We start from the raw sequence: 17,222 nt of genomic DNA on the forward strand, positions 1-17,222 counted from the left end.
TCTAAAAGTTAATTTTAATAAAACGCAGCTATTATAATTTTTACAATTGATTATTTTTGCCAAAAAATTATATGTAAGTTTGACATGTCAAAAAACAAGCCATAATTTTACAAAAATAGCATTTAAACCTTTGCAGACAAACTTATTTAATATCGTTTTAATATCATTTTTCCTAACAATGGGATGTGGTAATTTATATTCGCAAGAGATAAAATCTAAAAAAAAGCCTTTACCAGCTGCAAAACAAACAGATAAGCCTCAAATAACTCCAAATGACACTATAAAATTAGATACTGTCAGGCCAACGAAGACTTTTTTGGATGGCAAGGTAAGGTACAAGGCAAAAGATTATGCAAAGATTGATCAGAAGAAAAAGCTGATCACTTTATATAACGAAGCCGAATTATACTATAAAGATGTTGAATTAAAATCTGGTATTATTGTCCTGAATTATGAAAAAGACGAAGTTTATGCCGGAAGAATAAAAGATTCCGCCGGAGCTTTAGTGCAGTTTCCTAATTTTAAACAAGGGGCCAGCGAAGTTCAGCCCGACTCTATTCGTTTTAATTTTAAAACAAAAAAAGCCTTAATCTATAATTCAAGAACAAAACAGGGCGAATTAAATATTAAAGCTGCCATTACAAAAAAAGAAAACGATTCTGTCTACTACCTGCAGGGCGCACGTATTACAACAGCTCAGGATATTGACAATCCGGAATATTATTTTAGAACCAGCAAAATTAAATTTGTTCCCGGAAAAAAAATCGTTACCGGCTTAACTCAAATGGTTATTGCCGATGTTCCGACTCCTTTGGCACTGCCTTACGGGTATTTCCCTTTAAGCCAGGAAAAAAGTGTTTCAGGGATTATTATTCCAAGTTACAATGATTCTAATACCAGGGGTTTTTCTTTGCAAAATGGAGGTTATTATTTTGCTTTAAGTGATAATTATGATTTGACTGTTTTAGGAGATTATTATACCAATGGAAGTTACGCTATGCGTTTCGAATCTGCTTATGCTACAAGATACAAGTACAGGGGAAATGTAAACATCCGATTCGAGAATTTAATTAGCAGCGAAAGAGGTTACCCTGATTATTCAAAACAAAATATTTACAATATTCAGTGGTCGCATTCAAAAGACACTAAATCTAATCCAAATTCAAGTTTTTCTGCATCTGTAAACATGGGTAGCAGTAAATACTTTAAGCAGTCTATCAATCAGGCCAACATTGGATCAAACCTGAACAATACATTAAGTTCGTCTATTTCGTATAACAAAACCTTTAATACGATTCCGGGTTCTCGCATTTCGTTAACAGCTACACATCAGCAAAATACGCAAACTGAGCAAATCCAGATGAGTCTTCCTAATCTTCAGGGAAGTATCGATCGTGTTTATCCTTTTGTTGGGAAAGACGGCGTTAAAAAAGGCTTGATTAAGAACATCAACTTACAATATAACGTAACGGGTAAAAACAATATCGTTACGTACGATTCTTTATTCTTTAAGCCGCAAATGTTTAGAGATGCACAAATTGGGATGCAGCATACTATTCCGATCAGTACCAACTTTAAAATCTTTAAATATTTTAGTGCCGGAGCATCGACTAACTATCAGGAAACCTGGGTTACTAAAACTATTGAAAAGAACTACGATGCATCGGAAGGAAAAGTTATAGACAAAACGATAAACGGATTCGACTCTTACAGAACTTATAATTTAAGCACCAATTTAGGAACTACTATTTACGGTACATTTAATTTTGGTGAAGACAAAAGAATTCAGGCCATTCGTCACGTTATGAGGCCGAGTATAACCTATTCTTATACTCCAAGTTTTGAACGATATTATGATAAATATACCGTAGATGCGGCCGGCCGAATTTCTACAGACGAGTATTCAAGGTTCGCAAACGGAGTTTATGGTGCGCCAGGACAAAGCAATTCTAATATAGTCGGATTTGCATTGAGCAACACTTTTGAAGCCAAAGTAAGGGATCGGGACAGCACAAAAACCGAACCTAAGAAAATAATGCTGCTAAACAATTTGAACTTCAACACAAGTTATAATTTTAGTGCAGACGGAAAAAAGACTTTAGCATGGCAGCCAGTTGTGGTAAGTGGAGGAACACAATTTTTTGACAATAAAATGAATGTCAATTTTGGAGCCGTTTTAAATCCATATGCTATTGACAATGCCGGAAATGTAATCAACAAATATAATATTGATAATGGTGGAAGTTTGTTTAGAATGACAAGTGCAAACCTTACAATGAACTATTCTTTTTCAAATAAAGGAACCGGAAAAGAAAAGAACAATCAAAGCCAGCGAAATGGTGGTCGTAATGATGATTTATTTGGTACCAATACCGACTTAAACGACAGCAGAAATAGTCAGTTTGCCAATGAGCCGGAACGCGATGAAGATGTTGTAAGCGAATTTTTTAGTTCTAAAATTCCTTGGGACATGACTATGGCCTACTCTTTAACCTATACAAATGCCAGCCGCGAAAATAAAATTTCAGGAAACTCCATCATGATTTCTGCCAATATGGATATTACGCCCAAATGGAAAGGCGGGGTTTCTACCGGTTATGATTTTGTTCAGAAAGGAGTTACTTTTACTCAATTCCGTTTTGAAAGGGATTTGTTAAGCTGGAGAATGGCTTTTAACTGGAATCCGATGGGACCAAATGCTAACTGGAATTTCTTTATTGGAATTAAATCCGGTATGCTGAGTGACATTAAATGGAACAAAAGAAGCACTTCTAATCGATAATTCTTCGACTTAAAATAATTTTATCATGAAAAAAATAATCTTTACAGAAAAGGCTCCTGCGCCTATTGGCCCTTATAACCAGGCTGTTTTATCAGGAAATACACTTTACGCTTCCGGACAAATCGCCATCAATCCGGCTTCCGGAGAACTGGTAACGGATACAATCAATAATGAAACTACTCAGGTAATGGAAAATATTGCAGCCATTTTAGAAGCTGCAAATATGACTTTTGAAAATGTAGTTAAGGCTACCATTTTCATTATGGACATGAACAATTTTGGTGCAATTAACACCGTTTACGGTTCTTATTTTAATGAAAAAACCGCTCCAGCACGTGAAACGGTTCAAGTGGCATGTCTGCCAAAAAATGTAAATGTTGAGATCTCTATAATTGCTGTGCAATAGCATCTAATAATAATTGTGCCGTTGCTTCATTTGTTGCCAGCGGCACATTATGCACATCGCAAACCCGAATCAGCATATTAATATCTGCTTCATGCGGGTGACTGGACAACGGATCTTTAAAAAAGAAAACCATATTTGTTATCCCTTCTGCAACTCTTCCTGCAATCTGCGCATCACCACCTAAAGGTCCTGACAGCATTCTTTGGGTTTTAAATCCCGCAGCTTCTGCTTTTCCTCCGGTAGTTCCGGTACCAATTAACCTGATTTTTTCATTATGAAGAATAGCTTCATTTTTAATCAAAAAATCAATTAAATCGGCTTTTTTACCATCATGTGCAATGATCGCAATTTCCATAAACCCGGAACTATTGATTAGCGACATGATAAGCAATTAAACCATCAATTGGTCTTCTTAATACATTCCCTAATTTAAGTTCGTATTTATCGAAAGTTTCCTGTAATTCATCTTTCAGATAAAATGCAATAGAACCAACAAAATGCACAGGAACTTCTTTACAGTTATCAAATTGTTTGATATAGTTTTTAACGAAAGATTTCATTCCTTTAAAAATAATCTTTCTGCAGAATTCAGTGTCTTTATGTTTAATTAAAAACTTAGCAAAAGTCGCTAAATAAGCATTTGGATTTGGCTCTTTATATAATTTGTTTTTAATAAAATCAGGATCAACGTCGTACTCTTTTTCAAGCTCAACAGCCAATTCTTTAGGCATTTTATTAAAATAGTACTTTCTGATTAATTCTTTTCCAAAAACGTTTCCGCTGCAGTCGTCCATTACGATATAACCTAGTGACTGAACTTTTTGGTGCAATACTTTTCCATCAAAATAACTGCAGTTTGAACCTGTTCCTAAGATAGATACGATTGCCTCTTCACCTTTTGGCGTTGTAGCATAAACAGCAGCATAAGTATCTTCCTGAACATCAACAATTGCGTTAGTAAAGTACTCCTGAAAGATTTGTTTTAACCATTCTTTCATTCTGTCTGTTCCACAACCTGCTCCGTAAAAGAACAAATGTGTTGCATTCTTTTTATTTTGTAAAATATCAAAACGGTCGTTTAGTCTTGAAATGATTTCCGGTCCGTCCAGAATTTCAGGATTTAATCCTAAAGTTTGTGTCGTGAATAATACTTTTCCATTATCATCAATTGCAATCCAATCGGCTTTAGTAGATCCACTATCAACTATTAATTTCATTTTTTTTTGTTTTTTGGATTAGTTTTTCCTCAATAAGTGTATTTTTTACATTAATTAAAGACGTAACAAAATAAGAAAATCCCGTTACTTGGTGATAACGGGATTTTGCAAAAATATATAATATTATTTTAAACCTGCGATATGCACAGATAAATCGATCAATTTGCTTGAGTATCCGTACTCATTATCGTACCATGATACTAATTTGAAGAAAGTAGAATTTAATCCAATTCCGGCAGTAGCGTCGATGATAGAAGTTCTTTTATCAGAAATGAAATCCTGAGATACAACAGCATCTTCAGTGAATCCCATGATACCTTGTAATGAAGTTTCAGAAGCTTTTTTCAATACAGCCATGATTTCTTCGTAAGTAGTTTCTTTAGCTACTTTTACAGTTAAATCAACTACAGAAACGTCAGCAGTTGGTACACGGAAAGACATTCCAGTTAATTTTCCATTCAAAGAAGGGATTACTTTTCCAACCGCTTTAGCAGCACCTGTTGAAGAAGGAATAATGTTAATTGCAGCTGCACGTCCACCTCTCCAGTCTTTTCTTGAAGGTCCGTCAGCAGTCATTTGAGTTGAAGTAGTTGCGTGAACAGTTGTCATTAAACCTTCAACGATTTCAAAATTATCATGGATAACTTTAGCTAATGGAGCTAAACAGTTTGTAGTACAAGAAGCGTTAGAAACTACTAAATCAGAAGCTTTTGCAGTTTCGTGGTTCACTCCCATTACAAACATTGGAGCATCAGCAGAAGGTGCAGAAATGATAACTTTCTTAGCACCACCTTTTAAGTGCTCGCTTGCCGTTTCAATAGTTGTGAAGATACCAGTACATTCTGCTACTACATCAACATCAACTTCATTCCATTTTAAGTCAGCTGGATTTCTTTCTGCAGTGATACGGATATTTCTTCCGTTTACATAAAGTTTTCCTTCTTTAACTTCTACAGTTCCGTTGAAACGACCGTGAACTGAATCATATTTTAATAAGTAAGCTAAGTGATCAACGTCTAATAAATCGTTGATTGCTACCACCTCTACATTATCTCTATTGAAAGACTCTCTAAAAACGATTCTTCCGATACGTCCAAATCCGTTTATTCCTAATTTTACTTTTGACATTTTACTAAATTTTTGCTTTTGTTTTTATTACACTAATTCAAAGTCTAATTTCCTCACAATAAACTTCTTTCTCTTTTAAACTTTATCTATAATTATGTAGACATAATGTCTGACACTCTCAATAATTCTCTATCAATTTCGGATTTACCTTTGATTGCCTGCTCAAGCGGAGTTAAAATAACTTTATCCTCCTTAAGACCAACCATGTAATTTGATTTTCCTTCAATTAAAGATTCTACTGCTTTTACACCAAGACGGCTTGCCAGAACACGGTCAAAACAAGATGGCGAACCACCACGCTGCATGTGTCCTAAAACAGATACTCTTACGTCGTATTCCGGTAAATTAGCTTCAACGTAATCTTTTAATTCGAATACATTTTTACCAATTTTATCTCCTTCTGCAATAACTACTATACTGGATGATTTTCCTGAAGCTTTACTTTTTTGAAGAGAGTCTAACAATCTGTCAAGACCTAAATCTTCTTCAGGAATAAGGATTTCTTCTGCACCAGCACCAATTCCGGCATTAAGTGCGATATGACCTGCGTCCCTGCCCATAACCTCTACAAAAAATAAACGATTATGTGAACTTGCAGTATCTCTAATTTTATCTATACAGTCAACAACAGTATTTAAAGCAGTGTCATAACCAAGAGTAAAACTTGTACCATAAATATCATTATCAATTGTACCGGGAATTCCCATAACCGGAAAGTTATATTCTGAATTGAAAATCAATCCTCCGGTAAAACTTCCGTCTCCGCCAATAACTACCAAAGCATCAATTCCGGCTTTTAATAGATTTTCGTGGGCTTTTTTTCTGCCTTCAGGTGTTCTGAAGTCAACCGAACGAGCCGATTTTAAGATCGTTCCTCCTTTATTTACAATGTTATTAACGCTTCGAGGACCCATTTCTTTAAAGTCTCCTTCGATCATTCCTTGATACCCTCTATAAATCCCTATGCATTCTATATTATGATAAGCACATGTTCGAACAACTGATCGTATTGCAGCATTCATTCCCGGTGAGTCTCCTCCTGAGGTAAGAACACCTACTTTTTTTATTGTTTTTGACATTATTTAAGTATTAAAGTTGTAAAATTAGCAAACATTCACCAGTTTTCTCGTTATGTTTATTATAAATTAATAAAATCTGTTAAATTCAAACGTTTTCGTTAATAAGTTTTTTGATACCAAAAATTTCATTTAAAATAATAAATACCCCTTTTTTTAATTAATTCTTTAAAAATAACAATAGCGAAACTAAGTGTTATAAAAATCTAAGACCTAACTCTTTAGCTATACAAAAAATAAAAACCCTAAATTTAAGCATAAAAAAACCATTCAAAGCAGCGAATGGTTTTTTTGTGTTATTTTTTAACAAGCGGTTAAAAATCGTTATCCGGAATCAGACCCTCGTTGTTATTCTGAGGTTTTGGCTTTTTATCATCCTCTTTATCCGATTTGTTTTTATTTTTTTCTGCCTCTTTTTTATTGTTATTGAAATTAATGTAATCCGGGTTTAAGTTAGAATCCTGAAAATCATCTGAACTTTTTATCGCTCTTTCCAATTTATGGCTTTTGAAAAGCTTGTTTACCAATTCTGTAAACGTATCAAAATCAACTTCATACGAAATACCAACGCCCTGCGTATACCCAATTCCCTGTCCTATATAATTAATATCATTTTCTTTGTTGAATAAACGAAGGTTCATCGATCCGTCTTCATTAACCCTATACAGAATTTCGATATCTCCAACAATAGCAGATTCGTTTACTCCTCCAACAGGAACCCCGACTTTTCCGTTTATCGAAATTCGTTCATTAATCTGCGATGAAATATTAGCCACAAACTGTCCGTCTGCTTCCTGCCCTATTCGTCTGTCTGCAGATATAAAGTTCAGGTTAATATCGATAAGGTCGTTATCTGATTTTATGATATTACCCAGTAAACTTGCTGCGGTTTCTGCAAAAGTTCCCGATAAATCGCTTTGATTAAATCCGTCCTGACTCATAAAGGAACCTGTAGATAATAAATACAAAGCTTGTGTCTGCCTGATATCTTTATCGTCTAACTTATATTGTATTTCCGATTTCAATACGCTGCTTACCGATGGAAACTGAATATCAAAATTAGGTTCCGGGCTGGTTAAATCCCCTCTTAACCCAATTACAACTTCAACAGGGACTTTTTTATTAAAAGAAGAATTATCCAGTAATACGGCAGGATTCGCCGAAGTTCTGTAAACGGCTTCTAAGTTCAGCTGCGCTTTCATCGGGTTTCCTTCCCAAATAATCGAACCTCCTTTTTTAACTGCGAATTTTTTATCAATTAAACCTCCGTATTTAAAATTATACGTTCCTTCGTATGCCTGGAAATCTCCCCACATATTAAATTTACCAAGCGTATTAATTTTAAATAATAAAGATCCGTATCCTTTTCCTTTCATACCATGGCCGGAATTTCGATCCAGAATTACTTCAACCTCTGCATCCGGAGTAATATCAAAATCAAATTCCAATTCAAGTCCGTTATAATTTCTGGTTTTTTCAACAATACCGTTTGCCAGATTGTATTTCTCTTTTGGCGTTACGAAATGAATCCAATTACTTTCTCCTGAATTTTGGACATTACTTATCGGAATTTTGACTTCGGTTCCTTTTTCAGATTTGGCATCCACTTTAATAAAAAGGCTTTCTGTGGGTCCTTTTATACTGGCGGTTCCGTTAATAAAGGCAGTTCCAAAATACGCAGCATCTTCGCTGTCTTTTGTATCAAGTGCCAGCAAACGTTTGGATGTAATTGTCAAATCTAATTTCCAGTCTCCAAAATTATGATGTTCAATAGTTCCGTTTAATAATCCTTTTGTTCCGTATTTCGTATCGGTCAACTGGTTATTTCTAAAGAGGAATTTTTCATCCGTCAAATCGATAACCGTTCTGTCGCTTAATTCGTAATCTGTGTTTAGGTACGGAATTGTCATTCCTGCTTTTTCAACATACAAACGTCCGTTGATTTCGGGTTTTTTCAAATTTCCGACTACCGCTGCATTTCCTGATACTGAACCTCTTACGTTTGACAAAACATCGCCGCCGACAGTTCCTAAAGTAGCCAGATTAAAGCCTTCTAGCTTTAAATTCAGGTCAAGGATGGTTTCTTTATTTTCGATTGCAAAAGTACCGTTGGCCCTAAATGATTCTGCAAAACCGTTTACAATCGAAGAATTTATGGTAAATTTTCTAAAACTCTGATCTCCGGAAATATCAAAATTTAAAGTCCCTAAATCGACCTTATTTAAATTTAAATGGTCCACAACAATACTCGCTGTGGGCTGATAAACATCTTTATTTTGTTTATAATTGATGTTTCCGTTTAAATTTCCGTTAAAAACAAACTTCGAATTAAAAGGCGTAATTTTATTAATATCGACATCTTCAAAATTGAGGACTACATCTTTATAATCCTTTCCTTTGATAACACCATTTAAATCAATTTTCTGATTCTCATGTGATAAAACAATATTATCAATCGTAAAATTTCTAAAATACTGATCGAAAACAATCTGATTATCTTTCTTGGCATCTTCATTTAAATACCATAAATAATCTTTAAACTTCATCTCAGATTTCTTGATTCCAACAATATTATTTTTGTTTTTATCTATCGTATGATACAAATCCAGATTAAAATAATCCTGTCCTTTGTCTCCGCCTTTAAATTCTGAACGAACAAATAACGTATCTTTTGAAGTTACATTAATTAAATTGAAATCACGGATTTTATAATAAGGCGTTTTAATACTGTCTAACTCAATGAAAGCATTATAAAGCGGATTTTTATTATCAATACTGATTCGGATATTGTCAAAAGTATTTTTTGCCGCGCTGATTTGCTTCGATCTGAATCCAAATTTAAACTCCTGAAGATCTGAATCAATTTTTCCGCGAACTACTGTACTAGAGTCAATTTGCATTTCCGGGTACAGCATTTCGACTACTTTATTATATACATGAAAGTTGAAACGCAGAAACTGGCCTTTTTTAACTTTAAAAGGTTTATAATTAGTATATAAACTTCCAACAGAATTCATGACAAGTTTATCTAATTGTGCAAACTGGAATTTACCCACAATTTTTCCTTCAACAATATCAGAAGAATTAATAGTGATGGTTCGAAGCCTGTCTGCATCAAAATTAGAGCTTACCGTAACATCGTCAAAAACATAAGTTGATTTTGGGTTTTGATACTCTGCATCTTTAATGTAAATGTTTCCCTGAAGATTTTCGATTGAATTTCCGGTAAGCTGTACAACGGCATCACCTTTAAAATGAGAAATAGAATCGCCTATAAATTTCAATTTTCGCAAATCTGAATTTTCTACATTGATATGAAAATCATAACGGCTTTCGCGTTTGCTTAAATCAACCAAACCATCAAATGTCAAATTAAGATTTGGATCGTTTATAGAGATTTCTCCTTTGTAATATGGAAGCTTAAAATTACCATTTACAACAATATTACTATACGTATATTTATTATAATCTAATTTTGCAATATCTCCTTTTACAATTGTATTTAAATACTTTTCAGTAAAACCAACACCTTCAACATCAATATTCAAAGTTGTTTTACCAATATCTTTCCTGCCTAATAAAACACCGACATTAAAATTGTTTAAAATGATATTTCCGGTATAAGAAGCCTTGTCGATAAAATCCATATTATTCATATGAAGATCAACTTTACCATCTCCTAAATCTGTCGCCATTCTAAAATCGGTTTCCAGATCTGTTGTCGAAACTTTTGCTTTTCCGACAATGTTGAATTTTCCGATTTTTCTCAATTCTTTCGGAAGTTTTTTTCCTAAAACGCCCGGTAGTAAAACGACAAGATTATCGTAACTCGAAATCAGTTTATCGAACTTCCCGTTCATAGAAAACTTTTGTTCTTTTGTTCCTAAAAGATTTCTAAAATTGATTGTCCCGAATATTTTCGAACCATTTGTATCGGTAAGTCTTAAATAATTTAAATTCAGGTTATTTAAAGTTCCTTTGATCTTAGTTTTAACTTTAAAATGCTGATTTTTGCCTAAACCGTCATAAAAATAACGAATATCATTTGAAGCAATGGACGAAGAATCTAATGCAACATTAAACTGAACCTTGTCTGTAAATTCCAGAAAATCGCCCACATTATAATTCAAAACTGCTTTTCCGTAAATTGATGATCTTTTGGTCTTTATGGCCAAATTTTCAACTTTAATCTGCTTTTTAGTGTAGCTTAATTTTCCGGTAAAATTTGAAACATATAACCCGCGGTGATCTAAAAAAGAAAACCTGTGAATTATCGTGGTAACATCTGGGCCGTATAATTTAAAATCACTGATGTAAGCATTCAGCTTTTTAAAATCAAGAAACTGGGGCGTTCTTTTATTTTCATCTACAACAGAAAAATTTCCTTTTTCGATGTAAGCGTTTTTGGCAGTAAATAAGAAGTGCTTATTCGATTTTTTCTTTTCTTCCTTAGTCTCAAACAATTTAATAAAATTATTAATATTGTTTTCGTTTTCGTTTTTATACGTTTTGATATTAAAAATCATTCCGGTTAAACGAAGGTCGCCAAAAAGCAAATCTCCATCAACAAGGCGTTTTATACTTAAAATATCGGTAGTTATAATATCAGAATAAATCATCGTTTTTTTATGATGATCTAAAATCAGGACTTTTTTGAGTTTAACGCCTCCAAAAATATTAATCGCAACTTTATCAATATGAATATCGGTTTTAAAATCAGTATTTAAAGTTTCGGTAATATATTGGGCGATTTTTGTTTGTACAATAGGCAGAGAAAGAGTGATAGCAAGTACCAGCAAAAGTAAAATTAAGCCAATCAGGGTTCTGGATACTATTTTCTTGATTCTTTTGATAACTGCTATTATTATTGTTTTTGTATAAATTTAATTTGAACAGACAAAGGACGGCTGTTTTGATAAAAATTCTTTAATTTTGGGGCTCTGCTTCAAATCAAAGAAATTCATCATTTGATTTGTCAAATATAATTCAAAATTCGTGCCTTTATATGCAAAATTCAGAGGTTTTTATTCTAGCCATCGAAAGTTCGTGCGATGATACCGCAGCTGCGGTTCTACATAACGATAAAGTTCTTTCAAATGTTGTGGCTAATCAATTAATTCACAATCAATATGGCGGTGTCGTTCCTGAATTGGCTTCAAGAGCACACCAGCAGAACATTGTTCCTGTAATCGATGCAGCGCTCCGTAAAGCAAATATACAAAAAGACCAATTAAATGCCATTGCCTTTACGCAGGGTCCCGGATTAATGGGGTCTTTGTTAGTGGGAAGCTCTTTTAGTAAATCATTATCATTAGCCTTAAACATTCCGTTAATAGCTGTAAATCATATGCATGCGCATATATTAGCACACTTTATAGATGAAGAAGGCTATGATAAACCTGAATTTCCTTTTTTGGCCTTAACCATAAGCGGCGGACACACGCAGATTGTAAAAGTAAACAGCTTTTTTGATATGGAAATTATTGGAGAAACTACTGATGACGCTGTTGGAGAAGCTTTTGACAAAAGTGCCAAAATTCTTGGACTTCCTTATCCGGGCGGTCCTTTGATTGATAAATATGCAAAAGAAGGAAATCCAAAAGCTTTTTCTTTTACAAAACCAAAAGTTCCCGGATTAGATTTTAGTTTCTCTGGCTTAAAAACCGCAATTTTATATTTTATTCAAAAAAATAGGCAGGAGAATCCAAATTTTATCGAAGAAAACCTAAACGATATCTGTGCTTCTATTCAGCACACCATTATCGAAATTTTGATGGACAAACTAAAACTGGCTGTCAAAGAAACCGGAATTAAACAAATTGCAATTGGCGGCGGGGTTTCGGCAAATTCAGGAATCAGGACAACATTAAAAGAAAGTGAAGCCAAATACGGCTGGAAAACTTTTATTCCAAAATTTGAATATACGACAGATAATGCTGCCATGATTGGAATTGTGGGGTATCAAAAATATTTATCAAAACGTTTTGAAACTTCTGCAGTCGTTTCTAAAGCAAGAATTGAATTTTAATTATGCAGTTATTTTATAATCCGGATATAGACGAAAACACAGAAAGTTTTTCTTTTGATAAAGAAGAAAGCAAACATATCATTAAAGTTTTACGCAAAAAAGATTCAGATATTCTGTATGTTACAAACGGCTTAGGTTTATTGTTTGAAACTGAAATTACACTGGCTTCAGACAATAAATGTATTGTTAACATTCGTTCTGTAAAAAAATCCCCGGAACCAAAATTCCGTCTGCATCTGGCTGTTGCCCCAACAAAAATGAATGATCGTTTTGAATGGTTTTTAGAAAAAGCTACCGAAATTGGAATTCAGGAAATTACGCCAATTATCTGCGACCGCTCTGAACGAAAGGTGATTAATCTGGACCGTTTTGAAAAAATCATTCTTTCGGCAATGAAACAATCCAATGAAATGTTTCTTCCAAAATTAAATGATGCCATTTCTTTTAAAGAATTCATCAAACAAAAAAACGAAGGATTACAATTTATTGCACATTGCGAGGAAACTGATAAAAAATCTTTGAAGGAAACACTAAAACCAAACGAAAATGTAACTTTATTGATTGGTCCTGAAGGAGATTTTTCTGAAAAAGAAATAGCTTTGGCAATTGAACATAATTACCAGCCGGTAACATTGGGAAATACACGTTTACGAACAGAAACTGCGGCGGTTGTAGCTTGTCATAGTGTTGTGTTTTTTAATGAATAAATTAACGCAGCTTTGTCAAAGTTTAAAACTTTTATAAGCTTGTTTGAATATTTAATCGTTTACTAACCTAATTAAGTTAGTTTTGTCATTTCGACGAAGGAGAAATCTCCGCAAGCAGCTCGACAAAGATTGGTGATTTTTCTGGGTGGAGTTTCTCGCGGAGATTTCTCCTTCGTCGAAATGACAAGAATGTGTATAAAAACTAAAAAATTATAAGAAATCATAATTACATGAAAAAAATATTCTTTCTGTTTTTACTTTTTTCCGTTTCTTCATTTTCTCAGGAAATTGCATTGCTAAAATACAGCGGCGGCGGCGATTGGTATGCAAACCCTACTTCTCTGCCTAACTTAATTCGCTTTTGCAATTCGACTATCAATACCAGAATAAAAGCAAAACCATCTACCGTTGAACCCGGCAATCCGGATTTGCTTTCTTATCCGTTTGTGCACATGACCGGACACGGAAATGTAGTTTTCAGCGATTCTGATATAGCCAATTTGAGAAATTATCTATATGGAGGCGGTTTTCTGCATATCGATGATAATTACGGAATGGATCAGTATATTCGAAAAGAAATCAAAAAAATATTTCCTAATAATGATTTAGTCGAAATTCCGGCGAGTCATGCTATTTTTCAAAAACCATTTCCTTTCCCAAACGGATTGCCTAAAATTCACGAACACGACGGAACACGTCCGCAGGCATTTGGAATTTTTATTGAAGGCAAATTGGTTTTGTTATATACTTACGAATGTGATTTAGGCGACGGCTGGGAAGATGCCGAAGTTCATAATGATCCTGCAAATGTTCGCGACAAGGCCTTAAAAATGGGCGCAAACATTATAAATTATATTTTTACCAATTAAAATTTACAAAGTGCAGCTTACCCACGAAGAAAATCAATTTGAGAGAAAAACATTTCCTATAACTTTGGTTTGCGATCATATTTATTTTCAGCAGAATATTGGCTCACTTTTTAGGATTAGCGAAGCCTTTGGTGTCGAAAATATTATTTTTCTTGGAAAAGATATTCCGCTTACGCCAAGAAAAATTAACAAAACTTCCCGCAGTACACATCTTCATGTACCGCACCAAATTATTGAAGAAACCTCAGAATTAATTGAATATCTTCAGCAAAATAACTTTGAAATTATTGCATTGGAAATTACAAGTAACAGCAAGCCTTTGAAAGAAATTGTAATTCCAAACAAAAAAACAGCACTTATAATTGGAAGTGAAATTGACGGAATTTCAAACGAGCTTTTACAAATCTCAAATCAAATTGTGCACATCAATATGTTTGGAAAAAACTCGAGCATGAATGTTGTGCAGGCTGCGAGTATTGCATTGTATGAAATGATTCGCTAAAAATAATTTTAAGCTGTTATTTTTTTAAACTTTCGATCATTCTTAACGTTTTTTAATTAAAAACTATCCACATTTTTGTAAATGCTTTTTCTTCAAACTTTTAAAAATCCGATTAAAGGCAAAAATTGTCGTTAAACTACATTTAAAAATACAAAGTAAGAAATAACATCATAAAAATAATTTTAACTTTTTTGTAGGAACTAGATTATATAAGGGTTTGTAAAATTCTCACAAATAATTCCATATAAAAATTTGGCTACAAAATGATTTTGTTATAAAATTGCGATCTGGTTAACCAAAACTAATATTTTATAACAAAAAACCCCGTTAATTATGAAAAAAGTTATTATTACCGCAATTGCAGCGTTGGTGCTGTTTGCATGTCAAAATGATCAGTCTGAAGCAACCAATTCAGAAGCTTCTGCAAAACCAACTCTTCGTACTTGCGCTAGTCAGGACGTTTTAGAAGCTCAATTAAAAGCTGATCCAACTTTAGCGATCAGAATGAACGAAATTGAAGCTTACACAAACAAAGCTTTACTTACAGGTAAACTTGTAAATGGAAAAATTCAAATTCCGGTTGTGGTAAACGTTTTGTACAGAACGACTGCAGAGAATATCTCAAACACACAAATTCAATCTCAGATTGATGTTTTAAACAAAGATTTTAATGCTTTAAACTCTGATTTTAACAATGTTCCTGCACTTTTTGCCGGTGTTAAAGCCAACGTAGGAATTTCATTTGTTTTAGATCAGGTAATTAGAAAATCTACAACTAAAACGTCTTGGGGAACTAACGATGCTATGAAAAAAACAGCTCAGGGTGGTTTAGCTCCAACTTCTCCAACAACAAAACTTAACTTATGGTCTTGTACAATTGGCGGCGGAATTTTAGGTTATGCTCAATTTCCTGGTGGAGCTTCTTCTACAGACGGAGTTGTAATTGATCCGAAATATTTTGGATTATCCGGTTCTGCAAATGCTCCTTATAATTTAGGAAGAACTGGTACTCACGAAGTAGGACACTGGTTAAATCTACGTCACATCTGGGGAGATGCAACTTGCGGAAGCGATTTAGTATCTGATACTCCAACTCATAATACAGCTAACTACGGTATTCCTGCTTATCCTCACTACAGTACTTGTTCTGGTACTCCTGTAGAGATGACAATGAACTACATGGATTATACTGATGATGCCGGAATGTACATGTTCTCTAACGGACAGAAAAACAGAATTGCAGCTATTTTCACAAGTGGAGGCGCAAGATATTCTTTTGCACAGCCTTAAGAAAAAATTTCTAATGAAAAGCGAGATGAAATCATCTCGCTTTTTTTTTGCTGATTATTTTAGGACAACTCAAACACTCGAATTTTAAATGCTTTTTCCTATATTTATAATCTAAAATTTAAATATGGTTACGTCAAAAACTATTTCAAACGGAATATTAAGAGCTCTCGCTACAATTTTAATAATTGGTATTGTTTTATATTTTTTATATGAAATACAAACCGTTATTGTCTATTTATGCATTTCGCTAATATTGTGCCTGATAGCAAATCCGCTGGTGATGTTTTTGAAAAACAAACTAAAATTTAGGGATTCATTCGCTGCGGCCGCTACCATTATAATTTTTATTTTATTACTAATCGGATTTATCTTTTTATTTGTACCCTTGATTATTTCACAGGCCAACAATTTATCCCTTTTAGATACCAATCAGCTGCAGACACAATTTATGCAGACAGAACAGAGTATCGAAGCTTACTTTAATATCCAGCACGTTGATTTAAATAAAATGCTGAAAGATTCTAAAATAACTTCAATGCTGAATTTTGGTTTCTTTACCGGTTTTATAAATTCAATCCTGAACTTTATGGCCGATATGGGAATGGGATTAGTTTCTGTATTCTTTATTACTTTTTTCTTTATTAAAGATCAGGAACACTTTAAAGCAACAGCCAGAAAAATTCTGCCCGACACCAATGAAGACAAGATTATAAATTCAATTACAAAAATCAATCATTTGTTAACGCGTTATTTTATTGGACTTTTACTTCAATTGACAGTTGTATTCATTCTTTATTTGATAGTGCTGGTAATTTTCGGAAATAAAAATGCTTTTGTTATTGCGTTTTTATGTGCTGTCCTGAATATTATACCGTATATCGGGCCGATTATCGGGACTATTCTGGCGGCAATTTTAACCATGATCAGTCTGATTGGACAAGATTTCAGATCTGAAATTCTTCCAACAACCATTTATATCGTAATAGGATTTTTATTGGTTCAGGCTATTGATAATAACATCAGTCAGCCGATAATTTCATCAAAAAGCGTAAATTCGCACCCGCTGGAAATATTCCTGATTACTTTAATCAGCGGTATAACTTTTGGAATTGTGGGAATGATTATCGCCGTTCCGCTTTTTACAATGATAAAAGTTATTTTAAAAGAATTTTTTCCTGATAATAAAATTATATCTGTTTTAACCGAAAGAATTTAGC

13 protein-coding genes are annotated in these 17,222 nt (G+C 33.7%); 8 read left to right on the forward strand and 5 right to left on the reverse strand.

Features of this window, described 5'->3' with window-relative positions:
- The first annotated feature begins 79 nt into the window (after window positions 1-79).
- Together ASE21_RS01030 and ASE21_RS01035 are read left to right on the forward strand one after the other, a co-directional pair.
- A complete protein-coding gene (locus ASE21_RS01030; RefSeq protein WP_057121152.1) occupies window positions 80-2,782 on the forward strand; it encodes a putative LPS assembly protein LptD in 2,703 nt (900 codons plus the stop codon).
- A gap of 25 nt (window positions 2,783-2,807) precedes the next feature.
- Window positions 2,808-3,188, forward strand: a complete 381-nt coding sequence (locus ASE21_RS01035; protein WP_057120706.1) for a Rid family detoxifying hydrolase — start codon at window positions 2,808-2,810, stop codon at window positions 3,186-3,188.
- Here ASE21_RS01035 and ASE21_RS01040 read toward each other — a convergent pair.
- The 5 genes from ASE21_RS01040 to ASE21_RS01060 all read right to left on the reverse strand — a co-directional run bounded on the left by ASE21_RS01040 (window position 3,169) and on the right by ASE21_RS01060 (window position 11,408).
- Window positions 3,169-3,543: a methylglyoxal synthase gene (locus ASE21_RS01040; protein ID WP_057120707.1), complete on the reverse strand. Its 375-nt coding sequence runs from the start codon at window positions 3,541-3,543 to the stop codon at window positions 3,169-3,171. The genes ASE21_RS01035 and ASE21_RS01040 overlap by 20 nt on opposite strands.
- A gap of 10 nt (window positions 3,544-3,553) precedes the next feature.
- On the reverse strand, window positions 3,554-4,405 hold the full coding sequence (locus ASE21_RS01045) for an N-acetylglucosamine kinase (RefSeq protein WP_053470185.1): 852 nt from the start codon (window positions 4,403-4,405) through the stop codon (window positions 3,554-3,556).
- Between the two features lie 123 nt (window positions 4,406-4,528).
- Complete coding sequence (gene gap, locus ASE21_RS01050) at window positions 4,529-5,533, reverse strand: type I glyceraldehyde-3-phosphate dehydrogenase (protein WP_057120708.1); 1,005 nt, start codon at window positions 5,531-5,533, stop codon at window positions 4,529-4,531.
- Between the two features lie 92 nt (window positions 5,534-5,625).
- Window positions 5,626-6,612 (reverse strand): 6-phosphofructokinase, encoded by a 987-nt coding sequence (gene pfkA / locus ASE21_RS01055; RefSeq protein ID WP_053470187.1) that lies wholly within the window; start codon window positions 6,610-6,612, stop codon window positions 5,626-5,628.
- Window positions 6,613-6,923: 311 nt separating this feature from the next.
- Complete coding sequence (locus ASE21_RS01060) at window positions 6,924-11,408, reverse strand: translocation/assembly module TamB domain-containing protein (RefSeq protein ID WP_057120709.1); 4,485 nt, start codon at window positions 11,406-11,408, stop codon at window positions 6,924-6,926.
- 206 nt (window positions 11,409-11,614) lie between these two features.
- Between ASE21_RS01060 and tsaD the strand changes: the two genes are divergently transcribed.
- The 6 genes from tsaD to ASE21_RS01090 all read left to right on the forward strand — a co-directional run bounded on the left by tsaD (window position 11,615) and on the right by ASE21_RS01090 (window position 17,221).
- The gene (gene tsaD / locus ASE21_RS01065; RefSeq protein WP_057120710.1) at window positions 11,615-12,637 is read left to right on the forward strand and encodes a tRNA (adenosine(37)-N6)-threonylcarbamoyltransferase complex transferase subunit TsaD; all 1,023 of its coding nucleotides are present in this window, start codon (window positions 11,615-11,617) and stop codon (window positions 12,635-12,637) included.
- A 2-nt stretch (window positions 12,638-12,639) separates the two neighbouring features.
- Window positions 12,640-13,344, forward strand: coding sequence for a 16S rRNA (uracil(1498)-N(3))-methyltransferase (locus ASE21_RS01070; RefSeq protein WP_057120711.1), 705 nt, complete (start codon window positions 12,640-12,642; stop codon window positions 13,342-13,344).
- A gap of 230 nt (window positions 13,345-13,574) precedes the next feature.
- The gene (locus tag ASE21_RS01075; RefSeq protein WP_057120712.1) at window positions 13,575-14,213 is read left to right on the forward strand and encodes a DUF4159 domain-containing protein; all 639 of its coding nucleotides are present in this window, start codon (window positions 13,575-13,577) and stop codon (window positions 14,211-14,213) included.
- A gap of 10 nt (window positions 14,214-14,223) precedes the next feature.
- Entirely contained in the window at window positions 14,224-14,715 is a 492-nt protein-coding gene (locus tag ASE21_RS01080; protein ID WP_057120713.1) for a TrmH family RNA methyltransferase, read from the forward strand.
- A gap of 333 nt (window positions 14,716-15,048) precedes the next feature.
- The gene (locus ASE21_RS01085; protein WP_057120714.1) at window positions 15,049-16,005 is read left to right on the forward strand and encodes a zinc metalloprotease; all 957 of its coding nucleotides are present in this window, start codon (window positions 15,049-15,051) and stop codon (window positions 16,003-16,005) included.
- A 124-nt stretch (window positions 16,006-16,129) separates the two neighbouring features.
- A complete protein-coding gene (locus ASE21_RS01090; protein ID WP_057120715.1) occupies window positions 16,130-17,221 on the forward strand; it encodes an AI-2E family transporter in 1,092 nt (363 codons plus the stop codon).
- The last annotated feature ends 1 nt before the right edge of the window (window position 17,222 follow it).

It is taken from the genome of Flavobacterium sp. Root901, from assembly GCF_001429765.1.
In the GTDB taxonomy this organism is placed as follows: Bacteria; Bacteroidota; Bacteroidia; order Flavobacteriales; family Flavobacteriaceae; genus Flavobacterium.